Here is a 22,214-nt window from a genome sequence, read left to right on the forward strand (position 1 = left end):
CGCTTTTGTCTCAAAAATGGCTGCGCCGCCCCCAATCGAGGAAGGGGCGGCGCGGATGGCATCAGGCAGCGATGAACTCGTTCCAGCGCTTCACCATGTAGCGGTCTTCATCCATGACCGAGTTCCAGCAGGCGACCTTGCCCATGCGGTCGTCGAAGGAACCGCCGTCGCGAACGGCGCCAGCCTTCTCCATGACCTTGCCTTCCGGGGACATGATGTCGCCCTTGGCCGGCTTGCCTTCGATCCAGTAGCCCCATTCGTCTTCGGACATGAACTGCTTGGCCGTTTCCATGCAGGCAGAGTAGTAGCCTTGGCGGTTGAGATAGCCGCCGACCCAGCCGGACGTGTACCAGTTGATATATTCATAGGCCGCGTCGAGTTCAGCGCCCTTGAGATGCGCGGCAAGGCCCAGACCGCCGCCCCACGAGCGGTAGCCTTCCTTCAGCGGCTGATACTTGCAGGCAATGCCCTTGGAGCGGACGGCGGCAACCGCCGGCGACCACATGGACTGGATGACGACTTCGCCGGAGGCCATGAGGTTGACGGATTCGTCGAAGGACTTCCAGAAGGCGCGGAACTGGCCGGCCTTCTTCGTTTCGATGAGGAAGTCGATCGTCTTGTCGATCTCCGCCTTCGTCATGTTACCCTTGTCGGCATATTTCAGCTTGCCGGCGGCTTCCATGATCATGGCGGCGTCCATGATACCGATCGACGGGATGTTGAGTATCGAGGTCTTGCCCTTGAAGGCGGGGTCGAGAATGTCGGCCCAGGAGGAGATTTCGCGGCCGACGAGGTCGGGGCGGATGCCGAGCGTGTCGGCATTGTAGATGGTCGGAACCATCGTGAACCATTCGGTGGGAGCCTTTGCGAACTTCTTGTCGCCGGGCTTTTCGACGAAGCCGACAGTGTGCGGCGCCGTGCCCTGCGCAATGACGCTATCCGGCTTCAGCTTGCCGGTGATGAAGAGCGGCACGATCTTGTCGAAATATTTCAGCTTCTTGGTGTTCATCGGCTGGATCACGCCGGCGGGGAAGACCTTCTTCAGGATCCAGTATTCGATGTCGGCGATGTCGTAGGAGTTCGGCTGAGTGACGGTGCGCTGGGCTGCAGCGTCGCTATCGAGAGCCGTCATTTCCAGCGTGATCCCGAGGTCCGCCTTGCACTTTTCGGCAATGGCATTGATGTTGGAAACGCCGGTGCCGATCTGGCGCAGCGTGATCGGGTTCTTGGCCCAGATTGTCGGGAAGCCGGTGATGACGCCCGTACCGGCAGCAGCACCGGCGGCGGCGGCGCCTGCCTTCAGCAGCGTGCGGCGTGTGATACCTTGAGACTTCGTGGTCATGCTCAGTTCTCCTTCAGAGGTTTGTTTATGTATGATTTTCAATCATTTTCTTGTTGTGACTTTTGGGTTCTTACCCGGCAACGCGACCGAGGATGATCGCATCGTTTCTGGCCCAGGACAGCGGCACGGCATCGCCGGCCTTGACCGGATTGCGGTAGTAGTCGGCGTCGCGCAGAACCACCGTGAAGTCCTCCACGCCGGCTCCTGCGACGCTGAGTTTCACCGTTGCGCCGAGGTCCTCGACGTTCTGGACGATCGCGGTGAAACCGAATCCCGGATCGTCGGCCGGTGCGAGGCGGATATGGTCGGTGCGCAGCGCGAAATCCGCATGCGGATCGTCATGAGTGGGCACGCCAAGGGCCGTGAAGCGACCGCCGCCGTTGACTTCAATCGTCGTCATGTCTCCCGTGCGCTCGACTACGCGGCCGGAAATGACATTGTGATTGCCCATGAACTGCGCGACGAAGGCCGTCGCGGGCCGCTCGAAGACCGTGCGCGGATTGGCCGCCTGTTCAATCCGGCCATCATTCATCACGACAATCAGGTCCGCCAGTGCCATGGCCTCATCCTGGCTATGCGTGACATGAACAAAGGTCATGCCGAGCGAGGTCTGCAGGCTCTTGAGCTCGGCGCGCATGCGGATCTTCAGGAAGGGATCGAGGGCAGAGAGCGGCTCGTCAAGCAAGAGCGCCTGGGGGCGGGTAATCAGCGCGCGGGCAAGGGCGACGCGCTGCTGCTGGCCGCCGGAAAGCTGCGCCGGGCGGCGGCTCGCATAGGGCTCCAGCTGCATGCGCTTCAGCATTTCGAGAGCCGTGTTGCGTCGTTCGGGTTTTTCTATGCCCTGCATTTTGAGACTGAAGGCGACGTTGTCGACCAGGTCGAGATGCGGGAAGAGGGCGTAGGACTGGAACATCATGGCCGTGCCGCGCCTGGCCGGTGGAAGATCGTTGACGATCGTGTTTCCCAGCAGGATGTCGCCCTCAGACACCGTCTCGTGGCCGGCAATCATGCGTAGTGTCGAGGTTTTGCCGCATCCCGAGGGACCCAGGAAGCAGCAATAGCTGCCGGCCGGAATCTTGAGGCTGATGGCGTGCACGGCTCGGGTCGATCCGTAGATCTTGGAAACGGAAGCGAGTTCGATTTCGGCGGCTTGGGACATGCATCATCCTCGTTCGTGGATGCGATGTTCAATGCACGTGGTGTGCCAGATGCCGTGGAGCGCGCTTAATAGTCTGGATTCGCTAATGTTTATTTTTGCAGTGCATCCAAATGTGTGTGATGAATTTTCAATCGTGCTCAAAAAATAAGCTAGTGTATGCAATAAGGCCGCAATTTTGTGCGCTAAATTTCAAACGGCTTGCGGCCGCACGGCTATTTTCTTTCGCGGCGTCAAAAGCTACAACATGAGGTAACAGGAAGCCTGATCATGAAACTCTCCGCAAAATCCAGTCTGTCCATGGATGCCAATCAGGAAGATCGCGCGCAGGCCATTCGCGATGCCTTGCGCGATGCCATTGTAGACCGACGACTGGCGCCCGGAACCAAGCTGTCGGAGGCGGAAGTGGGTGCGCTTTTTGACGTCAGCCGCACGGTTGTTCGCTACGCACTCCAGATGCTGGCTTTTGAAGGCCTGGTACATAGTGAGCGAAATAGGGGTGCTTTTGTATCCAATCCGACGCCGGAAGATGCGCGCCAGGTCTTCGCTTCCCGCCGCCTGATCGAAGCTGGGATTGTTGCCGAGGCGGCCCGCCGGCTGACAAAGGCCGACGTTGCGGCATTCCGTCGTCATCTGGAGGAAGAGGATCGCTACAAGGCAAGCCGTGGTCCCGAAGCGCGTCGTGCCGAGATCAAGGCGTCGGGCGACTTCCACATCATGTTGGCGCGGGTGGCTGGCAATGCGATTCTCGAGAAGTTCATGGACGAACTCGTTGCACGTTCCTCGCTTGTCATCGCGCTTTATGGCCGCTCCGGCGTCTCGAGCTGCGGTCACGACGACCACGCGCTAATCCTTGAGGCGCTGCAGACCGGCGATGTCGAGCGCGCCACCGAAATGATGCTGCATCACATCGGCCATATTGAGGCCGATCTCGATCTGCGGACAGGGGAAAGCCTGACGCTGAAGGAAGCGCTCAATCTTTGATGGGTTGATGGGTTTAGTCTGGCTGGTCTGACTAATTCCATCTATATAATTGATTTATATTGAAAATCCCGCCAATCTTGCCATCAGACCGGAGAAGTTCCGCACTTCGAACTTCTTGATGAGCCGGGCGCGGTAATCCTCGACGGTTCGCGGTGAAAGGTCGAGTTCGCGCGCGGTCTCCTTGCTGGTCATCCCTTTTGCCAGGCACTTGACGACCTGGCGCTCCCGATTGGTCATCGATATCGCCGGTCTGGTGTCGGAAATATCGGCGAAGGTCAGAATGGTGCGCGCCAGAGGCGCCTCCGCATCGAAGGTGAAGACGCGGACGCGACACCAGAAGATCGAGCCGTCTCGTCGCGGCATCAGCCGCTCATCCATATAGCGTCCGGCTTCCTTCAGCGCCTTGAAGCCGACATCGCGAATGGCCTCGAATTCACGGTTCGACGCATAGAGCATGCGGAAAGAGTGGCCGATCAGCTCGTCGCGCTGATAGCCGAACATGCTGGCGAATTGCAGGTTGCACTGCCGGATGACCCGGTCTTCTGTCAGCACGATCCCGACTGGCGCGAATTCAAACGCCAGCTTTTCGAGATCGTCAGTGTCGTCCAATGCCCCCGCCATGCTCATGCTCGTTCCCGTAGTTCTACAGACCCGTATTTTTACAGAATTGTGTCAGCTCCGATCTTTCGTGAAGCTGGCTTCATGCAAATAGATAGCGAAACTATTGGTAAATCAAGGGAATTTCCGCGCGATACCGCTTCGGCGATGCTATTGCGGGAAGTTGAAGCGCGGCGCGACGAACTTGTTGCGCTGACGTCCGAGCTCATTCGCATTCCGACGCTCAACCCGCCGGGCGAAGCCTATCTTGAAATCTGCGAATATTTGAAGCGCCGCCTGGAGCCGCAGGGTTTTGCGATCGAGATGATCCGCGCAGTCGGTGCGCCTGGCGACAGCGATCGCTATCCGCGCTGGAACGTGATTGCCCGTCGGGAGGGCCGCTATCCGGGCGAATGCGTCCATTTCAACTCACATACGGACGTCGTCGAACCGGGCAGGGGATGGACGCTGGACCCCTTCGGCGGTGAGGTGAAGGACGGCAAGGTTTATGGCCGCGGCGCGTGCGACATGAAGGGCGGTCTAGCCGCCTCGATCGTCGCGGCGGAGGCCTTCGTGGCGCTGTTTCCCGATTTTTCCGGCGCGGTGGAGATTTCCGGCACGGCGGATGAGGAGACTGGCGGCTTCGGCGGCGTCGCCTATCTAGCGGAGAAGGGTTTTTTCTCGCCCTCCCGCGTTCAGCACGTCATCATCCCCGAGCCACTCAACAAGGATCGCATCTGCCTAGGTCATCGCGGTGTCTGGTGGGGTGAGATCGAGACCTTTGGGCACATCGCCCACGGCTCCATGCCCTTCCTCGGCGATTGTGCCGTCCGCCATATGGGCGCGGTCGTTGCGGAGATGGAACAAAGCCTGTTCCCTGCGCTTGCCGCGCGCCAGACCGACATGCCGGTCGTTCCGCCACCGGCGCGGCGTTCGACGCTCAACATCAATTCCTTTCACGGCGGCCTTGATGAGCCGAAGGACGGCTTCTCAGGCTTCCCGTCGCCGCTTGTTCCCGACAGCGCCCGCATGGTGCTCGACCGGCGTTATCTGATCGAGGAGAGCCCGGAAGGCGTGAAGGGCGAGATTGTCGCTCTGCTGGAGCGCGTGAAGGCGCAGCGCCCGAGCTTTGACTACGAACTGAAGGAACTCTGGGGTGTGACGCCGACGATGACCGACAGGGATGCGCCGGTGGTGAAGACGGTCGCCAGCGCGATCCAGGCCGTCTTCGATCGCGAGCCGGAATATGTCGCCTCTCCGGGTACTTACGATCAGAAGCACATCGCCCGCATCGGCAAGATGTATAACTGCATCGCCTACGGACCGGGAATTCTGGATCTCGCCCACCAGCCCGACGAATATGTCGGGATAGACGACATGGTTGACAGTGCCAAGGTCATGGCATTATCCTTGCTGCAATTGCTCATGCCGGTCGAACTGGCTTGAGGCCTAACGGCCTTGAGGAATGACGATTTGACGGTTAGGGGTAATTCGTCGGCGGATACGCGGGACGATAAACGCTTATCGAGGGGAAGGAAGACAATGAACAGCCTGATGAAACTGATGACCACGGCGGCCATTCTGGTTGCCACCAGCGCGCTGACGCCCGCCTTTGCGGCGAACACCGCCATCACGGTCGGCATGGTTCTGGAGCCGCCGAACCTCGACCCGACCTCTGGTGCGGCTGCCGCGATCCGCGAAGTCACCTATGCCAACATTTTCCAAGGGTTGACGCGTTTCGACGCCAACGGTGCCATCGTTCCAGATCTTGCCAAGAGCTGGGACATTTCGGCGGACGGCCTGACCTATACGTTTCATCTGGCCTCTGGTGTCAAGTTCCATGACGGTACCCCGTTCAGCGCCGATGATGTGAAATTTTCGCTCGATCGCGCCCGTGCGCCTGACTCGACCAATGCGCAAAAGGGCCTCTTCGCGGACATCGCGTCCGTCGATGTCGTCGATGCCGCAACGGTAAAAGTCACCCTAAAGAAGCCAAATGGCAACTTCCTCTTCAACATGGCCTGGGGTGATGCAGTCATTCTCTCACCAAAGAGCATTGTCACCGAAGCCACGAATCCGGTGGGTACAGGCCCGTTCAAGTTCGTCAACTGGGTGAAGGGCGACCGGGTGGAACTCGCCAAGTTCGACGGCTATTGGGGCACGCCGGTCAAGCTCGACAAGGTGACCTTCAAGTTCATTTCCGATCCGTCCGCAGCATTTGCCGCGGTGATGGCCGGTGACGTTGACGCCTTCCCGCTGTTCCCGGCAGTTGAAACTCTCGAACAGTTCAAGGCCGATCCGCGTTTCGCGGTCATTGCCGGCAACACCGAGGGCGAGACGCTGCTGGCCATGAACAATGGCAAGAAGCCCTTCGACAATATCAAGGTCCGCGAGGCGGTGGCGCATGCTGTCAACCGCAAGGAAATCATCGACGGCGCCATGTTCGGCTACGGCACGCCGATCGGCACGCATTTCGCGCCGCATAACCCTGACTATGTCGATCTGACCGCACAGTCGAACTACGACCCTGAAAAATCCAAGGCACTGCTGAAGGAAGCCGGCTATCCGGATGGCTTTACCGTGTCGCTCAAGCTGCCCCCGCCGCCTTATGCGCGCCGTGGTGGTGAAATCATCGCGGCCCAGCTCGCCAAGGTTGGCATCAAGGCCGAGATCACCAATGTCGAATGGGCGCAGTGGCTGGAGCAGGTGTTCAAGGGCAAGGAATACGACCTGACCATCGTGTCGCATACGGAGCCCATGGACATCGATATCTACGGCCGCGATAACTACTACTTCAACTACAAGAGCGATGCCTTCAAGAAGATCATGACGGACCTGTCCGGCACGACGGATCCGGCCAAGCGCAGCGAACTGCTCAAGGCTGCGCAGAAACAGATCGCCGATGACTACGTCAATGCGTTCCTCTTCGAACTGCCGAAGCTGGGCGTCGCCAATGCCAAGATCGTCGGGCTGTGGAAGAACCAGCCCACGCCGTCGAACGACATGTCCGAAGTCTACTGGAAGGATTGATCCGAGCTGGCCGGAGGCGATGACGCCTCCGGCCATCCCCGATCGCTTGAACCCATGGTCCCCTATCTCCTGAAACGTCTGATCTCGCTTGTGCTGAGCCTCCTGGCCGCCAGCGTCGTGATCTTCCTGGTGCTTCAGATCGTTCCTGGAGACCCGGCCTCCTACATGCTGGGCATGAACGCGCAGCCGGAAACGGTGGAAGCGCTGCGACAGCAGATGGGGCTCAACGAGCCGCTTGCTTGGCGGTATCTGACATGGGTTGCCGGTCTCACTCATGGCGATTTCGGCGTGAGTTACACCTATAAAGTTCCCATCGGGGAACTGATTGCGCAGCGGCTTTGGGTCTCACTTCCGCTGGCGCTTTATGCTCTGCTGCTTTCCACGCTGATTGCGTTGCCAATCGGCATCATTTCCGCAGCGAAGAGAAATTCGGCAGCGGATTACGGCATCATGGGCGTTACCCAGCTGGGGATTGCCGTTCCCAACTTCTGGTTCGCCATGCTGCTCGTTCTTCTCTTTTCGATCACGCTGCGCTGGTTCTCGGCGGGGGGATTTCCGGGCTGGAATGCCGGCTTCTTCGTTGCGCTGAAGGCGCTGACATTGCCTGCCGTTGCGCTCGCCTTGCCGCAGGCCTCGATCCTCGCGCGTGTCATGCGCTCCTCACTGCTCGACACATTGTCTGAGGACTATATCCGCACCGCCCGAGCCAAGGGGCTAACGCAGGGGCAGACGCTGGTGCGCCACGCGGTCCGCAATGCAATGATCCCGGTCTTGACCATCATCGGCCTGCAGTTTTCCTTCCTGCTCGCCGGTGCGATCATCATCGAAAACGTCTTCTATCTTCCGGGCCTCGGACGGCTGGTTTTCCAGGGCATTACACAGCGCGACCTGATTGTGGTGCAATCGGTTGTTATGCTGCTGGTCTTTGCGGTTATCGTGATCACGTTCCTCGTCGACATGGCCTATGCGCTGGTCGACCCCCGCTTGAGGAGTCGCGGCTGATGAGTTTCGGCATACTGCCTGAAGCAAAGCGTGGTCTACTTGGCGCAGCCTTTCAGTCGAAGAGTTTCGCCTTGGGTTTTGCCGTGACCGCAGTGTTCATCCTCGCGGCATTTCTGTCCTTCGGCTGGACGCCATATGATGCGACAGCGCTTGCCGTTGCCGAGAAGCTGAAGGCTCCCTCAAGCCTCCACTGGTTCGGCACAGACCATTTTGGGCGCGATATATTCTCCATGATCATGGTGGGCGCGCGTACCTCAATTGCGGTGGCCTTCGTCTCCGTCGGTATCGGTATCGCGGCCGGCGTTCCTCTCGGCCTCTGGGCGGCTGCGAAGCGGGGATCGCTGGTGGATGAGGTTATCATGCGCGCCAACGACCTTGTCTTCGCATTCCCCGCGCTTCTGATCGCGATCCTGATCACCGCCGTGTTCGGTCCGAGCGCCATTAATGCCATCATCGCTATTGGCATCTTCAACATTCCGGTGTTTGCACGGCTGGCGCGCGGCGCGGCACTGACGCTGTGGACGCGCGAATACATCTTGGCGGCGCGTGTTGCGGGCAAGGGGGCAATCCGCATTTCCGCCGAGCATATTCTGCCCAACATCATGAACCTGCTGATCGTTCAGGGAACGATCCAGTTTTCACTGGGCATTCTCGCCGATGCTGCGCTCTCCTATGTCGGCCTCGGCGCCCAGCCGCCAACCCCGAGCTGGGGCCGTATGCTGGCCGATGCGCAGACGATGATCAGCCTTGCGCCACATATGGCACTGTTTCCGGGTGCGGCAATCGTGCTCACCGTGCTGGGCCTCAACCTCATGGGCGATGGCCTGCGCGACATCTTCGATCCCAAGCTCAGGAGAAGCCGGTCATGACGCTCCTCCAGATCGAGAACCTCAGCCTCTCCATTCTTGGATTGAAGATCCTGTCAGATGTCAGGTTTGACGTTGACCGTGGTGAGGTCGTCGGGGTTATCGGCGAAAGCGGATCCGGAAAATCCATGACGGCATTGTCCATCATGCAGCTTCTCCCGCATGGGACCGACGCGGCCGGCTCCATTCGGCTCGATGGCGAGGAGCTGATGACCAAGACTGAAAAGCAGATGTGCGCGGTGCGTGGTGCTGATGTGGGAATGGTGTTCCAGGAGCCGATGACGGCTCTAAACCCTGTCAAGACCATTGGTGATCAGGTCGCGGAAACTGTCATGATCCACCGCGGTGCAAACCATCGGGAAGCCCTGTCAATTGCCAGGGAAACGCTCAACCGCGTCGGCCTGCCGGAAGAGCGGTTCCCGCTCACGCGTTATCCGCACGAACTTTCAGGTGGGCAGCGCCAGCGTGTGGTCATCGCCATGGCCATCGCGCTCCGACCCAAGCTGTTGATTGCTGACGAGCCGACGACGGCGCTGGACGTGACGACGCAGGCGCAGATTCTCACCCTGTTGAAGCGACTGGTCGATGAGGATGGCATGGGCCTCATTCTCGTCACCCATGATCTGGCTGTTGTCGCCGATATCGCCGACCGCATCGTCATCATGAAGTCCGGCGAGGTGGTCGAAGCAGGCCCGGCGGTCGAGCTTTTCCGCGCCATGCAGCACCCCTATTCGAAGGCGCTGATGGCTGCGACCAGCCACCATCCGGTGCGTAACGCGCCAAAGGTGGCGCTGGATGCCGTGCCGGTGCTGGAGGTGAAGGAAGTGGTTCGCGAATATGCCCTGCCGCGCAGGTCACTCTTTGCGAAAGCGGGTGCGTTCCGCGCCGTCAACGAGGTCAGCTTCAAGATCCACAAGGGCGAGAATGTCGGTCTGGTCGGTGAAAGCGGTTGTGGAAAATCGACGCTCACCCGCGCCATCCTGGCCCTCGAAGGCACCCAGGCCGGTGAGATTAGGGTTGGTGGTGAACTGGTCACGACGAAGGCGGGCGCGAGCGCCGCGGCGCGGCGCAAGATGCAGGTCGTCTTCCAGGACCCCTATGGCTCCTTCAATCCACGTCACAAAGTGCGCCGGCTCGTTACCGAACCGTTTTATCTGATGGGCCGCGATGCGCCGACGGGCTCGGTGCTGGAGGCGAGGATTGCCGAAGCGCTGGAGAACGTCGGCCTGCAGGCTCGGGATGCAAACAAGTATATTCATGAGTTTTCCGGCGGTCAGCGGCAGCGTGTGGCGATTGCTCGGGCGCTTATTACGCATCCCTCGCTCATTGTACTGGATGAGGCCGTTTCCGCGCTCGACGTCTCGATACGGGCCCAGGTCCTCGATCTTCTGGCCGATCTTTCCGACCATCTCGATCTATCCTACCTCTTTATCTCACACGACCTGTCAGTTGTCCGTGCCATCACTGACCGGGTTTTGGTCATGAGGGCCGGAAAGATCGTCGAGGCAGGGGAGACCGAAACCGTTTTCTCCAATCCGCAACATGAATATACGCGGCAGTTGCTTGCCGCGACGCCCGATCTCGAGGCGGCGCTGAAGCGCCGAGAGATCGCCGCTGCCTGATCGCATCAAGGAGAGTTCCTCATGATTTTGCCGTGGTTTCCAACGGACAAATGCTTTATCGACGGCGCCTGGGTTGCGCCTCAAGGCAAGGATACTTTGCCGCTTGAAAACCCTTCCGATGGTGCTCTCATCGGCTCGATCGCCCGCGGAGGATCTGCTGATATCGATCTTGCCGTGGAAGCCGCGCGCAGGTCGCTGGATGGCGAATGGGGGCAAATGCCGGCTTTCGAACGTGGCAGGTTTCTTTCCAAGGTTGGCAGGGCGGTTCTCGAGAAAGCTGACGAGCTTGCCAGGCTCGAGGCTATTGATGTCGGCAAGCCCCTAAAGCAGGCGCGCGCGGATGCTGTGGCTCTAGCACGTTATCTGGAGTTTTACGGCGGCGCTTGCGATAAATTCCATGGTGAAACTATTCCATATTTAAATGGTTACACTGTCTACACATTGCGCGAGCCGCATGGTGTCACTGGCCATATCATTCCCTGGAATTACCCGATGCAGATCCTCGGACGGTCGGTGGGCGCCGCCCTGGCCATGGGGAACGCAGCGGTTCTCAAGCCGGCCGAAGAGGCCTGCCTGACGGCACTTGCCTTTGCAGACATCTGCCATGAGGCGGGCTTGCCCAAGGGCGCGTTGAATGTTGTTCCCGGCCTCGGGGAAGAGGCGGGAGCTGCGCTTTCGGGGCATCCCGGCATCAACCATATCTCCTTCACCGGTTCGGTCGGTGTCGGCATGAAGATACAGGCCGCCGCCTCGCGCAACGTCGTGCCGGTGACGCTGGAACTGGGCGGGAAATCGCCGCAGGTCGTGTTTGCCGATGCCGATCTCGATGCGGCGCTGCCGTTTCTCGTCAATGCTGGCATCCAGAATGCCGGCCAAACATGCTCGGCCGCCTCGCGCATTCTCGTGCAGAAGGATGTGTACAAGGACGTCGTCATCCGCATGGCCGAACGATATCGGGCGCTGAAGGTTGGCCCGGCGATCGCCGATCTGGACGTCGGGCCGTTGATTTCGGCGCGCCAAAAGGAAATTGTCGAGGGCTTTGTTGCACTGGCCGAGGAGGCAAGCGTTGCGGCCAGCGGCGTGATCGTCGCGGACGCGCCGAAGGGCGGTAATTATGTCGCCCCACGTCTCATTGCGGGGCTCGATCCCTCGCATAGGCTGGCACAGGAAGAGATTTTCGGGCCGGTGCAGGCCGTCATTCCTTTCGACACGGAAGAGGATGCGGTCCGCATCGCGAACGGCACGGATTACGGGCTCGTCGCAGGTGTCTGGACGCGCGAAGGCGCGCGGCAGATGCGGTTGGCCAAGGCGCTGCGCGCCGGCCAGGTCTTCATCAACAATTATGGCGCCGGTGGTGGCGTCGAGCTTCCCTTCGGTGGCACGGGCAAGTCCGGCCACGGCAGGGAGAAGGGTTTTGAGGCGCTCTATGGCTTTTCGGTCCTGAAGACCGTGGCCGCGCTGCATGGGTAGGGAGACAATCATGCGTTTGGAAGACAAGGCTGCTATCGTTACGGGCGGGGCATCGGGTTTCGGCGCGGGCATTGTGCGCAAGTTCATCGCCGAAGGCGCCAGGGTCATGGTGGCCGACATCAACGGCGCAGCGGCCGAAGCGTTTGCGAAGGAACTCGGCGAGGCCGCGATCGGTCATCAGGTAGATGTTTCGAAAGACGAAAGTGTTGCGGCGATGGCGAAGGCTGCACTGCTGGCCTTCGGTCAGGTGGACATTCTCGTGAACAACGCCGGCGTCACGCATCTCCCCGCTGCGATGGAAGATGTGTCGGAATCGGACTTTGATCGTGTTATTTCGGTAAACGTAAAATCTGTTTATCTCACGGCAAAACATCTTGTTCCGCACATGAAGGCGCGAGGGAAGGGCGCGATCTTGAACGTCGCCTCCACCGGCGGGGTGAGCCCGCGCCCTCGGCTTTCCTGGTACAATGCCTCGAAGGGCTGGATGATTACGGCGACCCGCGGCATGGCAATCGAGCTGGCACCTGCAGGGGTCCGCGTCAATGCTATCAATCCGGTGGCCGGAGAGACGCCGCTGCTGAAGAGCTTCATGGGTGAGGATACACCTGATATCCGCGCCAAGTTCCTCGCCTCCATCCCGATCGGCCGGTTCTCGACGCCGGAGGATATGGGCAATGCCGCCTGCTTCCTCTGCTCGGACGAAGCCTCGATGATCACGGGTGTTGCCATGGAAGTGGATGGCGGACGCTGCATCTGACTTTCGGATGACTTCCCGGTGTCGTCCGAGCATGCTAGCACTCTGTTCAAAGATGAACCGATTTGGAGGAATTGCCGATGAGTGACACCGTTCTCCTGGAGCGCAAGGGCCGCGTGGCTCTGCTGACGTTGAACCGCCCCCAGGCGCTAAACGCGCTGAATTCGGAGCTTTTGACGACGCTCTGCGCTCATCTCGATACGCTGAGCGAAGACGAGAGCGTCGGATGTGTAGTCATCACGGGGTCGGAGAAGGCCTTTGCCGCCGGTGCCGACATCAAGGAAATGTCTGACAAGACCTATATCGAGATGAAGAATGCCGACCATTTCGGTCGCCGCTTCAATGCGCTGAAGGACACCAAGCTGCCGATGATTGCGGCCGTGTCCGGCTTTGCGCTCGGCGGCGGCTGCGAGCTGGCGATGATCTGCGATTTCATCATTGCCTCTGAAACCGCGAAGTTCGGCCAGCCGGAAATCAAGCTTGGCGTCATCCCTGGCATGGGTGGCACGCAGCGGCTGACACGCGCTGTCGGCAAGGCGAAGGCCATGGATCTGGTTCTGACCGGCCGCATGATGGATGCGCAGGAGGCCGAGCGTTCCGGCCTCGTCGCACGGGTCGTGCCTTCCGACAAGCTTCTGGAAACCGCGCTCTCGGCTGCAGAAGCCATCGCGTCCTATTCGCGGCCGACGGTCGTGACGGCCAAGGAAGCGGTCAACCGCGCCTTTGAAACCACGCTGTCGGAAGGTCTGCATTATGAGCAGCGCGTCTTCTATCCGCTCTTTGCGACGGAGGACCAGAAGGAAGGCATGGCCGCATTTACCGAGAAGCGTCCGCCGGACTTCAAGCATCGCTGAGTCCTAAGCAGGTTCCGGAAAAGTGTCCCACGGTTTTCCGATCAGAACCTGCGTCAAAACAAACATCTAAGCAAACGAAGCGTTGGCCTGCCAATGCAAGTCTGCTTAGAGGCTGGCGATGAAGTCGAGAGTTTCGGCTTCTGAGACCACGTCCGCATATTTGGCATTCATGTCGAACAGATTGGCCTCATGCGGCGCCGGGTGACGGTCGCCGCAGGCGTCGCTCACCACGGTGGTGATGAAGCCGTGCGACATGGCATCTACGCAGCTCGCCCGCACGCAGCCGCTGGTCGTCAGGCCTGTCAGGATGACATTGTCCACGCCCATGCTGACAAGCAGCGGCGCGAGCGATGTGCCAAAAAAGGCGCTCGGATATTGTTTCGTGACCACGAACTCATCCGGATGGGGCGCAAGACCTTCCGGCCAAGCACCCAGCGGATTTCCGGCGGTGAAGCAGGTGAGCGGCTTTGCCTTCTGGAAGAAGCGGCCACCATCTCGACCAGACGGGTGGAGGACCACGCCGGTCAGGATCACGGGCATGGCCTTCGCCCGCGCGGCCGAACGGATCCGGAGCGCCGAGGCGAGCGCGGCATCGACCCCGGCATAAAGCGGGCTCGATGGCTCGAAATAGGCCTGCACGAAATCGATGAGGATGAGCGCCGGCTTTTTGCCAAAGCCGATCCGGTTGTTATAGGCGGCGGCGTAGTTGGCTTTCAGGTCGGTGTCGGTCATCTGGTCCTCGTTATGCATATGGGCTGCGCGCGCAGTCTATGAGCGGCGCAAGTCGCGCGGCTGCGGCGAGCAGGCTGGGGTCGCTGAAGCGCGGGCCGGTCAGCGTCACCCCGATGGGCAATGGTGCCTCCTGCATGAACACCGGAACGTTGACGCAGGGGACGCCGAGAAGCGTCCACATTGCGTTGAAAACCGGATCGCCGGGGTGACGACCTTCCGGAGCATGGCCCGGTGCGCTCGGCACAAGAATAACGTCGAATTCGGCAGCGAGCCTGTCGAACTGCACGCGGGCCTTCGCCGCAGCATCATAGGCGTCACGGAGTTCGCTCAGGCTGCGCCCATCTCGATTCTCGACCCTATGATGAAAATCGTCATGCAATTCGCTGCCGAAGCGGCGGGCGAGGTTACGGAAGGCTGCGGCGCCCTCGCGGTGCAGGATGGTGCGGTGGTAGTGGTCCAGCGCTGAGAATTCCGTAGGCAGTTCGAGGTGCGTTACATCGTGTCCGTCTTTTCGGAAACGATCTGCGGCGACTTGCATGGCTTGAACAGACTCAGGCTGGAGCCGGTCGCGGTAAGGGCCGAGGGTGATACCGATGCGCAAGGTGGCGGTGCCTAGCGCGGGTTTGATGGACTCCATCAGGCCGAAGACATCAGCGAGAAGCGAAAGATCCGCCACCGAGCGACCGTACCAGCCGACAGTATCGAGCGTGTTTGCATAGATCTTGAAACCCTCGCGGCTCACCACGCCGAATGTCGGCTTGAAGGCATAAACGCCACAGAAGGAGGCGGGGCGGATGGTTGAGCCACCGGTCTGCGTCCCGATGGAAAGCGGCACCTGGAAATCGGCAACCGAGGCGGCAGACCCCGCCGACGATCCGCCGGAGGAGAAGCGCGTGTCATGCGGATTGCCTGTGGCGGCATTGCGCCCTGCGGCGGCGAATTCGGTTGTGTCCGTCTTGCCGAGAATGATAGCGCCTTCGGCGCGCAGGAGATCGACGGCAGCCGCGTCCTGCCCGGGCTGGTGACCTTCGAAGTTCGGCGAATTGAAGGTCGTTGGCATGTCCTTCGTTTCAAAGACATCCTTGATGCCGATTGGCAGACCGTGCAGTTTGCCGCGCTGCTCCCTGGGAAGGGCATCGAGTTCTGCGGCCAGCCGAAGCGCATAGGGGTTGAGATGCAGCCAGGCGCGAACGTCCCCGTCGCGTATCTCGATACGCTGCAGGCAGGCTTTCACAAGATCGGTCGCGGTGAGGCGACCGGTTTTCAGTGCCTCAAGCGCCTGCGTCGCGGTCAGCCGGTTCGGCGCTACTGCGAATTGGGTGGCGAAGTCCTGTGGCGTTTGCAGGTTCATGGCTGTGCCTTCAGTCTGAGGCTGCGCCCGGCGGGACCAGGCAATGATGGGCTGTCACGGCTTGAAAGGCTGCGCCGACGCGAAGGCAAAGCGCCTCTGCATGGGGCCGGCCGACGATCTGCATGCCTGTCGGCAGCGCTGCGCGGCCAAGCCCGGTGGGCAGCATCAGGGCTGGGAAGCCCGTGAAGTCGAAAATCATGGTATTGCGGGAAATGAGGTCCTGGAAGCTCATCGACGTGCCGTTGACATCAACCGTCAGCGTCTCGAGCGAACCGGCTTCGCCGCCGATGCCCGGTGTGATCATCAGATCGACATTTTCCATGGCGCTGAGGAAAGTCTCCTGGGCTGTGACCCGTTCCTGAAGTGCGCGCGCGTAGTCCTTGGCGCCGAAGGCCATGCCCTTGCGCAGACGGCCGAGCATGCCGGGGTCCATGAGATCGGCGCGGTCTGCCCTGTCGGCATGCAGTGCTGCGAGTTCGCTCTGCAGAACCACCCAACCGGCTTCGTGGTAAGGCCGGACGTCGATGGGCGGCAGGTCGACCAGGAGACAGCCCAGATTTTCCAACATTTCCAGCGCCGACTTCCAGTTCGTCAACACGGCTTGGTCGGCATTGTCGGTAAACCAGCCGGTCGGGACGCCAATCCGCAGGCCGGAAATGTCGAAGTCTCCGAAGAGCGCGGCGCAGTCTTTCGCCAATTGCCGATCGGGCGTTGCCGTCATGAAGGGCAGGACGCAGGCGATATCCTGCGCCGAACGCGCCATCGGCCCGATATGATCGAGCGTCCAGGAGAGGGCGGCTACCCCTTCGCGGGAGACCTTTTCGCGCGTGGGTTTGAGGCCGGTTGTCCCACACCAGCAGGAGGGCACGCGGATCGAGCCGCCGGTATCGGTGCCGAGAGCCAGCGGCATGAGCCGCGCGGCAAGCGCCGCGCCTGAGCCGGTGGAGGAGCCGCCGGTCCAGCGTTTTACATCCCATGGGTTGGTAACCGCGCCGTAGCGCGGATTGTGCGGGCCGCCGCAGGCGAATTCGCTGGTGGCGGTCATGGCGAAAGGGATGGCGCCGGCTGCTCTAAGGCGCGCGACGACATGCGCGTCGGCAGGAGCAATCCGATGGCCGGTGAAATGGGAGCCGCTGGTCACTTCCGTCCCGGCGACATCGATGATGTCCTTGACGCCGAACGGTATGCCTTCCAGCGGACGGTGTGTGCCCGAGGCCCAGCGGGCAGCGCTTTCTTTCGCGGCTTCTGCGGCACCCGGCACGAAGCGGAGCACGGCCTCGCCGCCGGCGCGTGTGGTTGCAATCGAACTTGTCAGAGCATCAAGAACCGCGACGGTATCGAGAGTTCCCTCCGCATAGGCGGACAGAAGATTGCCAACGTCGGCCGCCGAAATGTCGTCCAGAGTGCCTGCTGCGATTGGCATCGCAACGCGTTGCTCACCCTCCACCGGGGTCGACGGGCGCGCGGAAAGACGCGCGTCCGCCTGACCCGGATCGATGAAGGAGGTCGGCTCCAGCACGTCCGTGTGGGGGAGGGGCTGGAGCACGTTCATCACTCACTCCGCAGCAATGCTGGTGACGTTGCGCGAGGCCATGAGAGGCTGGATGCGCTGGCCGAACTGGTCGAGCCCGATCAGGAAGTCATCGAAAGTCAGCATGATACCCTTGGTACCGGGGACGCTGGCGGCCTCGTCCAGCATGCGGGCGACGGAGGCATAGGACCCGACGATCGTACCCATGTTGAAGTTGACCGCACCTTCCGGCAGGTTGATGTGCTTGGCGGTCGAGGAGCTGTCGGCAGAGGCATCCTTGCTGCCCTGATCGGCCATCCAGGCGAGCGCGTCGACGTCCGCGCCGGCTCGATACTTCTCCCACTTGGCCTTGGCGAGTTCATCCGTCTCGTCGGCAATGACCATGAAGAGCACATAGGCGCCGACGTCGCGGCCGGTCTTGGCGGAGGCCTCAACGAGGCGGACATTGCCTTCCTTATGCGCCGTCGGCGTGTTGATGCCCGCGCCCATGACGAAGTTGTAGTCGGCATATTCGGCCGCAAATTCCATGCCGCGCGGGCTCTGGCCGGCGGCCACGATCTCGATCTTGTTGGCCGGCATCGGCATCATCTTGCAATCGTTCATGTGGAAATGCTTGCCGTCGAAGGTGCATTCGCCCTTCGACCAGAGTTCCTTCATGACGTGCACGTATTCGGACGAGTAATCGTAGCGATAGCCGAAATAGTCGTTGCCGGGCCAGATGCCCATCTGGTCGTATTCCGCCATCTGCCAGCCGGAAACGATGTTGACGCCGAAACGGCCGGGGGCGACATTATCGATGGTCGTCGCCATCCGGGCAACGATCGCCGGCGGCAGGGTTAGCACGGCGGTCGACGCGAAGAGCTTGATCCGTTCGGTGACGGCAGCGAGGCTCGCCATCAGCGTGAAGGATTCGAGGTTGTAGTCCCAAAACTCGGTCTTGCCGCCGAAACCGCGCAGCTTGATCATCGAAAGCGCGAATTCGAGACCGTATATTTCGGCCTTCTGAACGATCTGCTTGTTGAGTTCGAAGCTCGGCATGTATTGCGGTGCGGCCTCGGAAATCAGCCAGCCATTGTTGCCGATCGGAATGAAAACGCCAATGTCCATGATGTGCTCCTATGGTCGGGATGCTTGGGAAGGAATGCAGTATGTACGAACTAATGCAAAAAATTCGGAGGCTGTCCAGCCAAAAATGCCGCACAATTAGGCGTGCATAAAATAGGTGCAATTCTTTGTGGTTTCAGGCCGGGATGATGTGGAATTGGGCGCGCCGAAGCGCGCTCTGCAGCAGGATTGTGCAGTGCGGGATCGCGTCGAGCGGTGGCAGGGGACGGGATTTAGGTCTCTGCGCGCAGCGTCGTCGTATAGGTGAAGCGGTCTGCGGGGAGAATCTGGAAGGCGTATTCCAGCAGCCGACGGCCCGAGCCGTAATAGCGGCGGTTGACGATCAGGGCGAGGTCGCCGCCCTTGCCCCCGACCTTCTCGGCAATGTCTTCGTCCATGGCAATGGGGCGGACATCCTGCTGGATCTCGTGGATCTTCTCGCCGGTGAATTCCTCAATGTAATGGAAGATGGCGCGCCGGGCGACCGTGATATCCTTGACGGCCGCGGCCACGCGGGAGTCGATATAGACCTCGTTCCAAGAAAAGGCCTTTCCACGGTTCGCGGGATAACGTACGCCGGTAATGTGCAGGAATTTCCGGCCCGGCCGGCAGCCGAGATCGACGGCGAGCTTGCCCTGGGCAGAGACCATTTCGCGAAAGCCGATGACGAATTCCGTCTCGGCTGCGATCTCGAACAACTCGGAACGCGAATGGGCAATGAAGCGCGTGCTGCCGCTGGTGGCTTCGATCGCCTCCACACGCGTGCCAACACCTTTTCGTGCCGAAAGCCGGCCCTTGTTGCGCAGCAAACCGATTGCCTGGCGCACAGTCTGGCGGCTGACACCAAGCGCTTCGGCCAGTTCGTTCTCGGTGGGCAAGAGGGAGCCTACGGCAAAATCCCCGTTGGAAATACGGGCTTCCAGGTGGTGAGCCACCTGCATATAGAGCGGTGCTGTCGCTATCTCCGGCTTCCAGCCGTTTTTGATTTCCTGCGTGCTGCCGGTCATTTCCTCAGAAATCGCATTGCTCATATGTTCAGGCCTCCCGGCCCATCAATATGTTTTTTCTCGTAAAAGCAAACATATTTCGGCGTGGATGCAATTTCGCGCCGCGTCCTTGCGCTTGATTTCGAAATCAATTAGTACGTACATATACGAAAATCGCAGGACAGTTGCCTTTCATGTCAGACATCACCGTCGAAGATGCCTCGGGTTCGGACGCGCGCAAGTCCCATTCGCTGATGGTCACACTGGGTGCCGCCACGCTGATCCAGATCGTGGCAACTGCCAGCGTATTGGCGCTGACGGCGATTGCGCCCACCGTGGCTACCGACCTCGGGATCGGCGCGTATCTCATCGGTTATCAGATCAGTCTGATTTACGCCTCGGGCATGTTTTCCTCGGCTGTCGCGGGCACGCTGGTCAAGCGCTTTGGTCCTGTCCGTGTCGAGCAACTGGCGCTGGTCTGCTTCCTGCTTGGTTTCGTGGGGATCGCCATGGCACACGTCCTGCCGATCATCGTGGCATCGCTTCTCATCGGCATCGGCTATGGGCTGAACAACCCGGCCTCCTCGGAAATGCTCGGGCGCATCACCCCGCATGGCAAGCGCAACATCGTCTTTTCGATCAAGCAGTCGGGCGTGCCGCTGGGTGGCATTCTGGCAAGCTTCGCCTTTCCGTTTCTCTCGCGGCAGATGGATTGGCAATATGCGCTGCTGATCGGGGCGGCTGCACCGTTGGCCACCATGGTGCTGCTGGCCGCTACGCATGTCACAGAGCCGATCGATCGCAGTGTGCCCATGGGCTCGATGATGAAGGGTTTTCGCGACGAACAGGGCATTATCTGGAAGAACGCCAAGTTGAGAACGCTGAGCTTTCTCGGCTTTGCCTATTCGGCGACGCAGTTGTCGCTGTCCGCCTTTGCCGTCGTGACGCTGGTTCATGATGGCGGCTGGTCGCTGCTGGCCGCCGGTTCGGTTGCTGCGGTGATGCAGTTTTTCGGGGCCTTCGGGCGTATCTTCTGGGGTGTGGTGGCCGACAGGGTGGGCGGTGGATTCAAGACGCTGGCGCTGCTCGGTCTGTTGATTGGGCTTGGCTTTGCATCTCTGTTCTTCGTCGTGGATATGCCGGCATACCTCCAGGTGGTTGTCCTGATCGTGCTTGGCATGACCACGATCGGCTGGAACGGTGTGTTGCTGGCCGAAGTCGCGCACAACGCTCCGGAGGGGCGCATCGGGGCAATTACGGGCGGCGTGCTTGTCTACACCTTCATCGGCGTCATCGTCGGGCCGTCCAGCTTTGCGAGTCTCTATATGGTGACCGGACACTATGGCACGAGTTTTCTTGTTTTCTCGCTGCTGGGATTCTTCGGAATGATCACAGCGTGGCGCTCACACCGCGCAGCACGTGTCTGATCAATAAAGTACTGACATATTGACTGGTTAAATGGGGCTGCGGTGTCACTGCGGCCTCGTTTTCGTGTCTGCTTGCGTTGCGGACTGGCAACAAAAATCGCTGAAAATGAATAAGAAAATTGCATTTATTTGCCGATTGACCGGCATTTGCCTCATTATTTTGCACTGCAAAAAAATCTTGCAAAACCGTTGACGGATGCTTGAATATGTACGTACATTAAAGCCGTCCCGTTGCGACGGAGATGCGATCACGACCCCGGAAATGCGGGGCATCCAACAGGGGAATGTCAGATATGCGTGTGCTTCTACTCAGCGCTTTCGTTGCCGCGTCCGCCATTGCTGCAGTGCCGTCCGGCGCGCATGCGGATGCCATGGCCGACGCCAAGGCGATCCTTGAACAGCATAAGAAGATGCCCGTCTTCGATCCGCCGGGCGAAGCGTTTGACGCAAAGTCCTGCATGGCCGGCAAGAAGGTGCTCTCGATCCCGATCTCAATGACGATCCCGTTCAACGTCGAGCTTCAGAAGGCAATGTCGACCGCTGCCAAGGAAGTGGGCTTCACCTACACGACCTGGGACAACCAGCTGAAGACGGACCAGTGGATCCAGGGCGTCTCGCAGGCGATCAGCCAGAAATATGACGTGCTGGACCTCGCGGGTGGTCTCAATCCTGAATGGCTCGGCCCGCAACTGACGGAGGCGCGCAGCGCCGGCCTCAAGATCACGACGACACATCTTTATGACGTCACGCAGAAGTCCGCTCCGACGGTCGACTATTCCTCGCGCGTCGATTTCACCGAAGCCGGCAAGGTGCTTGCGGCCTGGGCCTTCGTGCAGACGGGCGGCAAACCGAATGTTTTGATTGTCGGCTCTTCCGACGTCCTGCCGTCGGTCCCGTTTGTCAAGGCGATCCAGGACGAGCTGAAGGCGCTCTGCCCGGAATGCAAGCAGAAGCATCTCGACGTGCCGGTCTCTGACTGGGCGACGAAGATCCAGCCCGGCACGCAGTCGGCGCTGCTGGCCGATCCGGGCATCAACTACATCATCCCGATCTATGACTCGATGTCTCAATTCGTGGTGCCGGCGCTGCGCATCACCGGCGCTCTCGGCTCGGTCGGCGTTGCCGGCTTTAACGGCACGCCTTTCGTTCTCGACATGCTGCGCGAGGGCCAGGTCAACATGGATATCGGCGAAAGCCTCGGCTGGGCCGGCTATGCGGCGATCGACAACATCATGCGCATGATCTGCGGCAAGCCGGAAGTTGCCAAGCTGAACGTGCCGCTGCTCATCTTCGACAAGGACAATGTGAAGACGGCGGGCGTTCCGGCCAACTTCAACGACGGCTATGGCGACGCCCATCTCGAAGGCTTCCGCAAGCTGTGGAAGCTGAAGTGAGCTGAGCAACGT

At 60.3% G+C, this 22,214-nt stretch carries 19 protein-coding genes; 11 read left to right on the plus strand and 8 right to left on the minus strand.

Annotated elements, in window-relative coordinates; all coding sequences use genetic code 11:
- Window positions 1–61 precede the first annotated feature (61 nt).
- Window positions 62–1,342, minus strand: a complete 1,281-nt coding sequence (locus ABID16_RS16680; RefSeq protein WP_112630036.1) for an ABC transporter substrate-binding protein — start codon at window positions 1,340–1,342, stop codon at window positions 62–64.
- Window positions 1,343–1,412: 70 nt separating this feature from the next.
- On the minus strand, window positions 1,413–2,501 hold the full coding sequence (locus ABID16_RS16685) for an ABC transporter ATP-binding protein (protein ID WP_354557486.1): 1,089 nt from the start codon (window positions 2,499–2,501) through the stop codon (window positions 1,413–1,415).
- A 267-nt stretch (window positions 2,502–2,768) separates the two neighbouring features.
- On the opposite strand from ABID16_RS16685, the gene ABID16_RS16690 reads away from it, so the two are divergent.
- Window positions 2,769–3,482 (plus strand): GntR family transcriptional regulator, encoded by a 714-nt coding sequence (locus tag ABID16_RS16690; RefSeq protein WP_354557487.1) that lies wholly within the window; start codon window positions 2,769–2,771, stop codon window positions 3,480–3,482.
- 54 nt (window positions 3,483–3,536) lie between these two features.
- On the opposite strand, the gene ABID16_RS16695 is transcribed toward ABID16_RS16690, so the two are convergent.
- Complete coding sequence (locus ABID16_RS16695; protein WP_354557488.1) at window positions 3,537–4,103, minus strand: PAS domain-containing protein; 567 nt, start codon at window positions 4,101–4,103, stop codon at window positions 3,537–3,539.
- A gap of 144 nt (window positions 4,104–4,247) precedes the next feature.
- Here ABID16_RS16695 and ABID16_RS16700 point away from each other — a divergent pair, with 144 nt between their 5' ends.
- The 8 genes from ABID16_RS16700 to ABID16_RS16735 all read left to right on the plus strand — a co-directional run bounded on the left by ABID16_RS16700 (window position 4,248) and on the right by ABID16_RS16735 (window position 13,677).
- Window positions 4,248–5,525 (plus strand): acetylornithine deacetylase/succinyl-diaminopimelate desuccinylase family protein, encoded by a 1,278-nt coding sequence (locus ABID16_RS16700; protein WP_354557489.1) that lies wholly within the window; start codon window positions 4,248–4,250, stop codon window positions 5,523–5,525.
- Between the two features lie 96 nt (window positions 5,526–5,621).
- Window positions 5,622–7,109 (plus strand): ABC transporter substrate-binding protein, encoded by a 1,488-nt coding sequence (locus ABID16_RS16705; protein WP_354557490.1) that lies wholly within the window; start codon window positions 5,622–5,624, stop codon window positions 7,107–7,109.
- A 54-nt stretch (window positions 7,110–7,163) separates the two neighbouring features.
- Complete coding sequence (locus ABID16_RS16710) at window positions 7,164–8,111, plus strand: ABC transporter permease (protein WP_354557491.1); 948 nt, start codon at window positions 7,164–7,166, stop codon at window positions 8,109–8,111.
- Entirely contained in the window at window positions 8,111–8,980 is an 870-nt protein-coding gene (locus ABID16_RS16715) for an ABC transporter permease (protein ID WP_354557492.1), read from the plus strand. The genes ABID16_RS16710 and ABID16_RS16715 overlap by 1 nt, the downstream gene beginning before the upstream one ends.
- Window positions 8,977–10,599, plus strand: coding sequence for an ABC transporter ATP-binding protein (locus tag ABID16_RS16720; protein ID WP_354557493.1), 1,623 nt, complete (start codon window positions 8,977–8,979; stop codon window positions 10,597–10,599). Before ABID16_RS16715 ends, ABID16_RS16720 begins: the two co-directional genes overlap by 4 nt.
- A gap of 21 nt (window positions 10,600–10,620) precedes the next feature.
- Complete coding sequence (locus ABID16_RS16725; protein WP_354557494.1) at window positions 10,621–12,069, plus strand: aldehyde dehydrogenase family protein; 1,449 nt, start codon at window positions 10,621–10,623, stop codon at window positions 12,067–12,069.
- 10 nt (window positions 12,070–12,079) lie between these two features.
- Window positions 12,080–12,826 (plus strand): SDR family oxidoreductase, encoded by a 747-nt coding sequence (locus tag ABID16_RS16730; protein WP_354557495.1) that lies wholly within the window; start codon window positions 12,080–12,082, stop codon window positions 12,824–12,826.
- A gap of 77 nt (window positions 12,827–12,903) precedes the next feature.
- The gene (locus ABID16_RS16735) at window positions 12,904–13,677 is read left to right on the plus strand and encodes an enoyl-CoA hydratase (RefSeq protein WP_354557496.1); all 774 of its coding nucleotides are present in this window, start codon (window positions 12,904–12,906) and stop codon (window positions 13,675–13,677) included.
- A gap of 105 nt (window positions 13,678–13,782) precedes the next feature.
- On the opposite strand, the gene ABID16_RS16740 is transcribed toward ABID16_RS16735, so the two are convergent.
- From ABID16_RS16740 to ABID16_RS16760, 5 genes are all read right to left on the minus strand, one after another.
- On the minus strand, window positions 13,783–14,409 hold the full coding sequence (locus tag ABID16_RS16740) for an isochorismatase family protein (protein WP_354557497.1): 627 nt from the start codon (window positions 14,407–14,409) through the stop codon (window positions 13,783–13,785).
- Between the two features lie 10 nt (window positions 14,410–14,419).
- The gene (locus ABID16_RS16745) at window positions 14,420–15,760 is read right to left on the minus strand and encodes an amidase (protein ID WP_354557498.1); all 1,341 of its coding nucleotides are present in this window, start codon (window positions 15,758–15,760) and stop codon (window positions 14,420–14,422) included.
- 10 nt (window positions 15,761–15,770) lie between these two features.
- A complete protein-coding gene (locus ABID16_RS16750) occupies window positions 15,771–17,312 on the minus strand; it encodes an amidase (protein ID WP_354557499.1) in 1,542 nt (513 codons plus the stop codon).
- Between the two features lie 3 nt (window positions 17,313–17,315).
- The gene (gene rutA / locus ABID16_RS16755; RefSeq protein ID WP_354557500.1) at window positions 17,316–18,398 is read right to left on the minus strand and encodes a pyrimidine utilization protein A; all 1,083 of its coding nucleotides are present in this window, start codon (window positions 18,396–18,398) and stop codon (window positions 17,316–17,318) included.
- Between the two features lie 230 nt (window positions 18,399–18,628).
- The gene (locus tag ABID16_RS16760) at window positions 18,629–19,426 is read right to left on the minus strand and encodes a GntR family transcriptional regulator (RefSeq protein WP_354557501.1); all 798 of its coding nucleotides are present in this window, start codon (window positions 19,424–19,426) and stop codon (window positions 18,629–18,631) included.
- A gap of 149 nt (window positions 19,427–19,575) precedes the next feature.
- Between ABID16_RS16760 and ABID16_RS16765 the strand changes: the two genes are divergently transcribed.
- Window positions 19,576–20,808 carry an MFS transporter gene (locus ABID16_RS16765; RefSeq protein ID WP_354557502.1) on the plus strand — a complete coding sequence of 411 codons (1,233 nt, stop codon included), beginning with the start codon at window positions 19,576–19,578 and terminating at the stop codon, window positions 20,806–20,808.
- Window positions 20,809–21,101: 293 nt separating this feature from the next.
- Entirely contained in the window at window positions 21,102–22,202 is a 1,101-nt protein-coding gene (locus ABID16_RS16770; RefSeq protein WP_354557503.1) for a sugar ABC transporter substrate-binding protein, read from the plus strand.
- The last annotated feature ends 12 nt before the right edge of the window (window positions 22,203–22,214 follow it).

The sequence above is a fragment of the Limnomicrobium aquaticum genome (genome assembly GCF_040545545.1).
In the GTDB taxonomy this organism is placed as follows: Bacteria; Pseudomonadota; Alphaproteobacteria; order Rhizobiales; family Rhizobiaceae; genus Ensifer_A; species Ensifer_A aquaticum.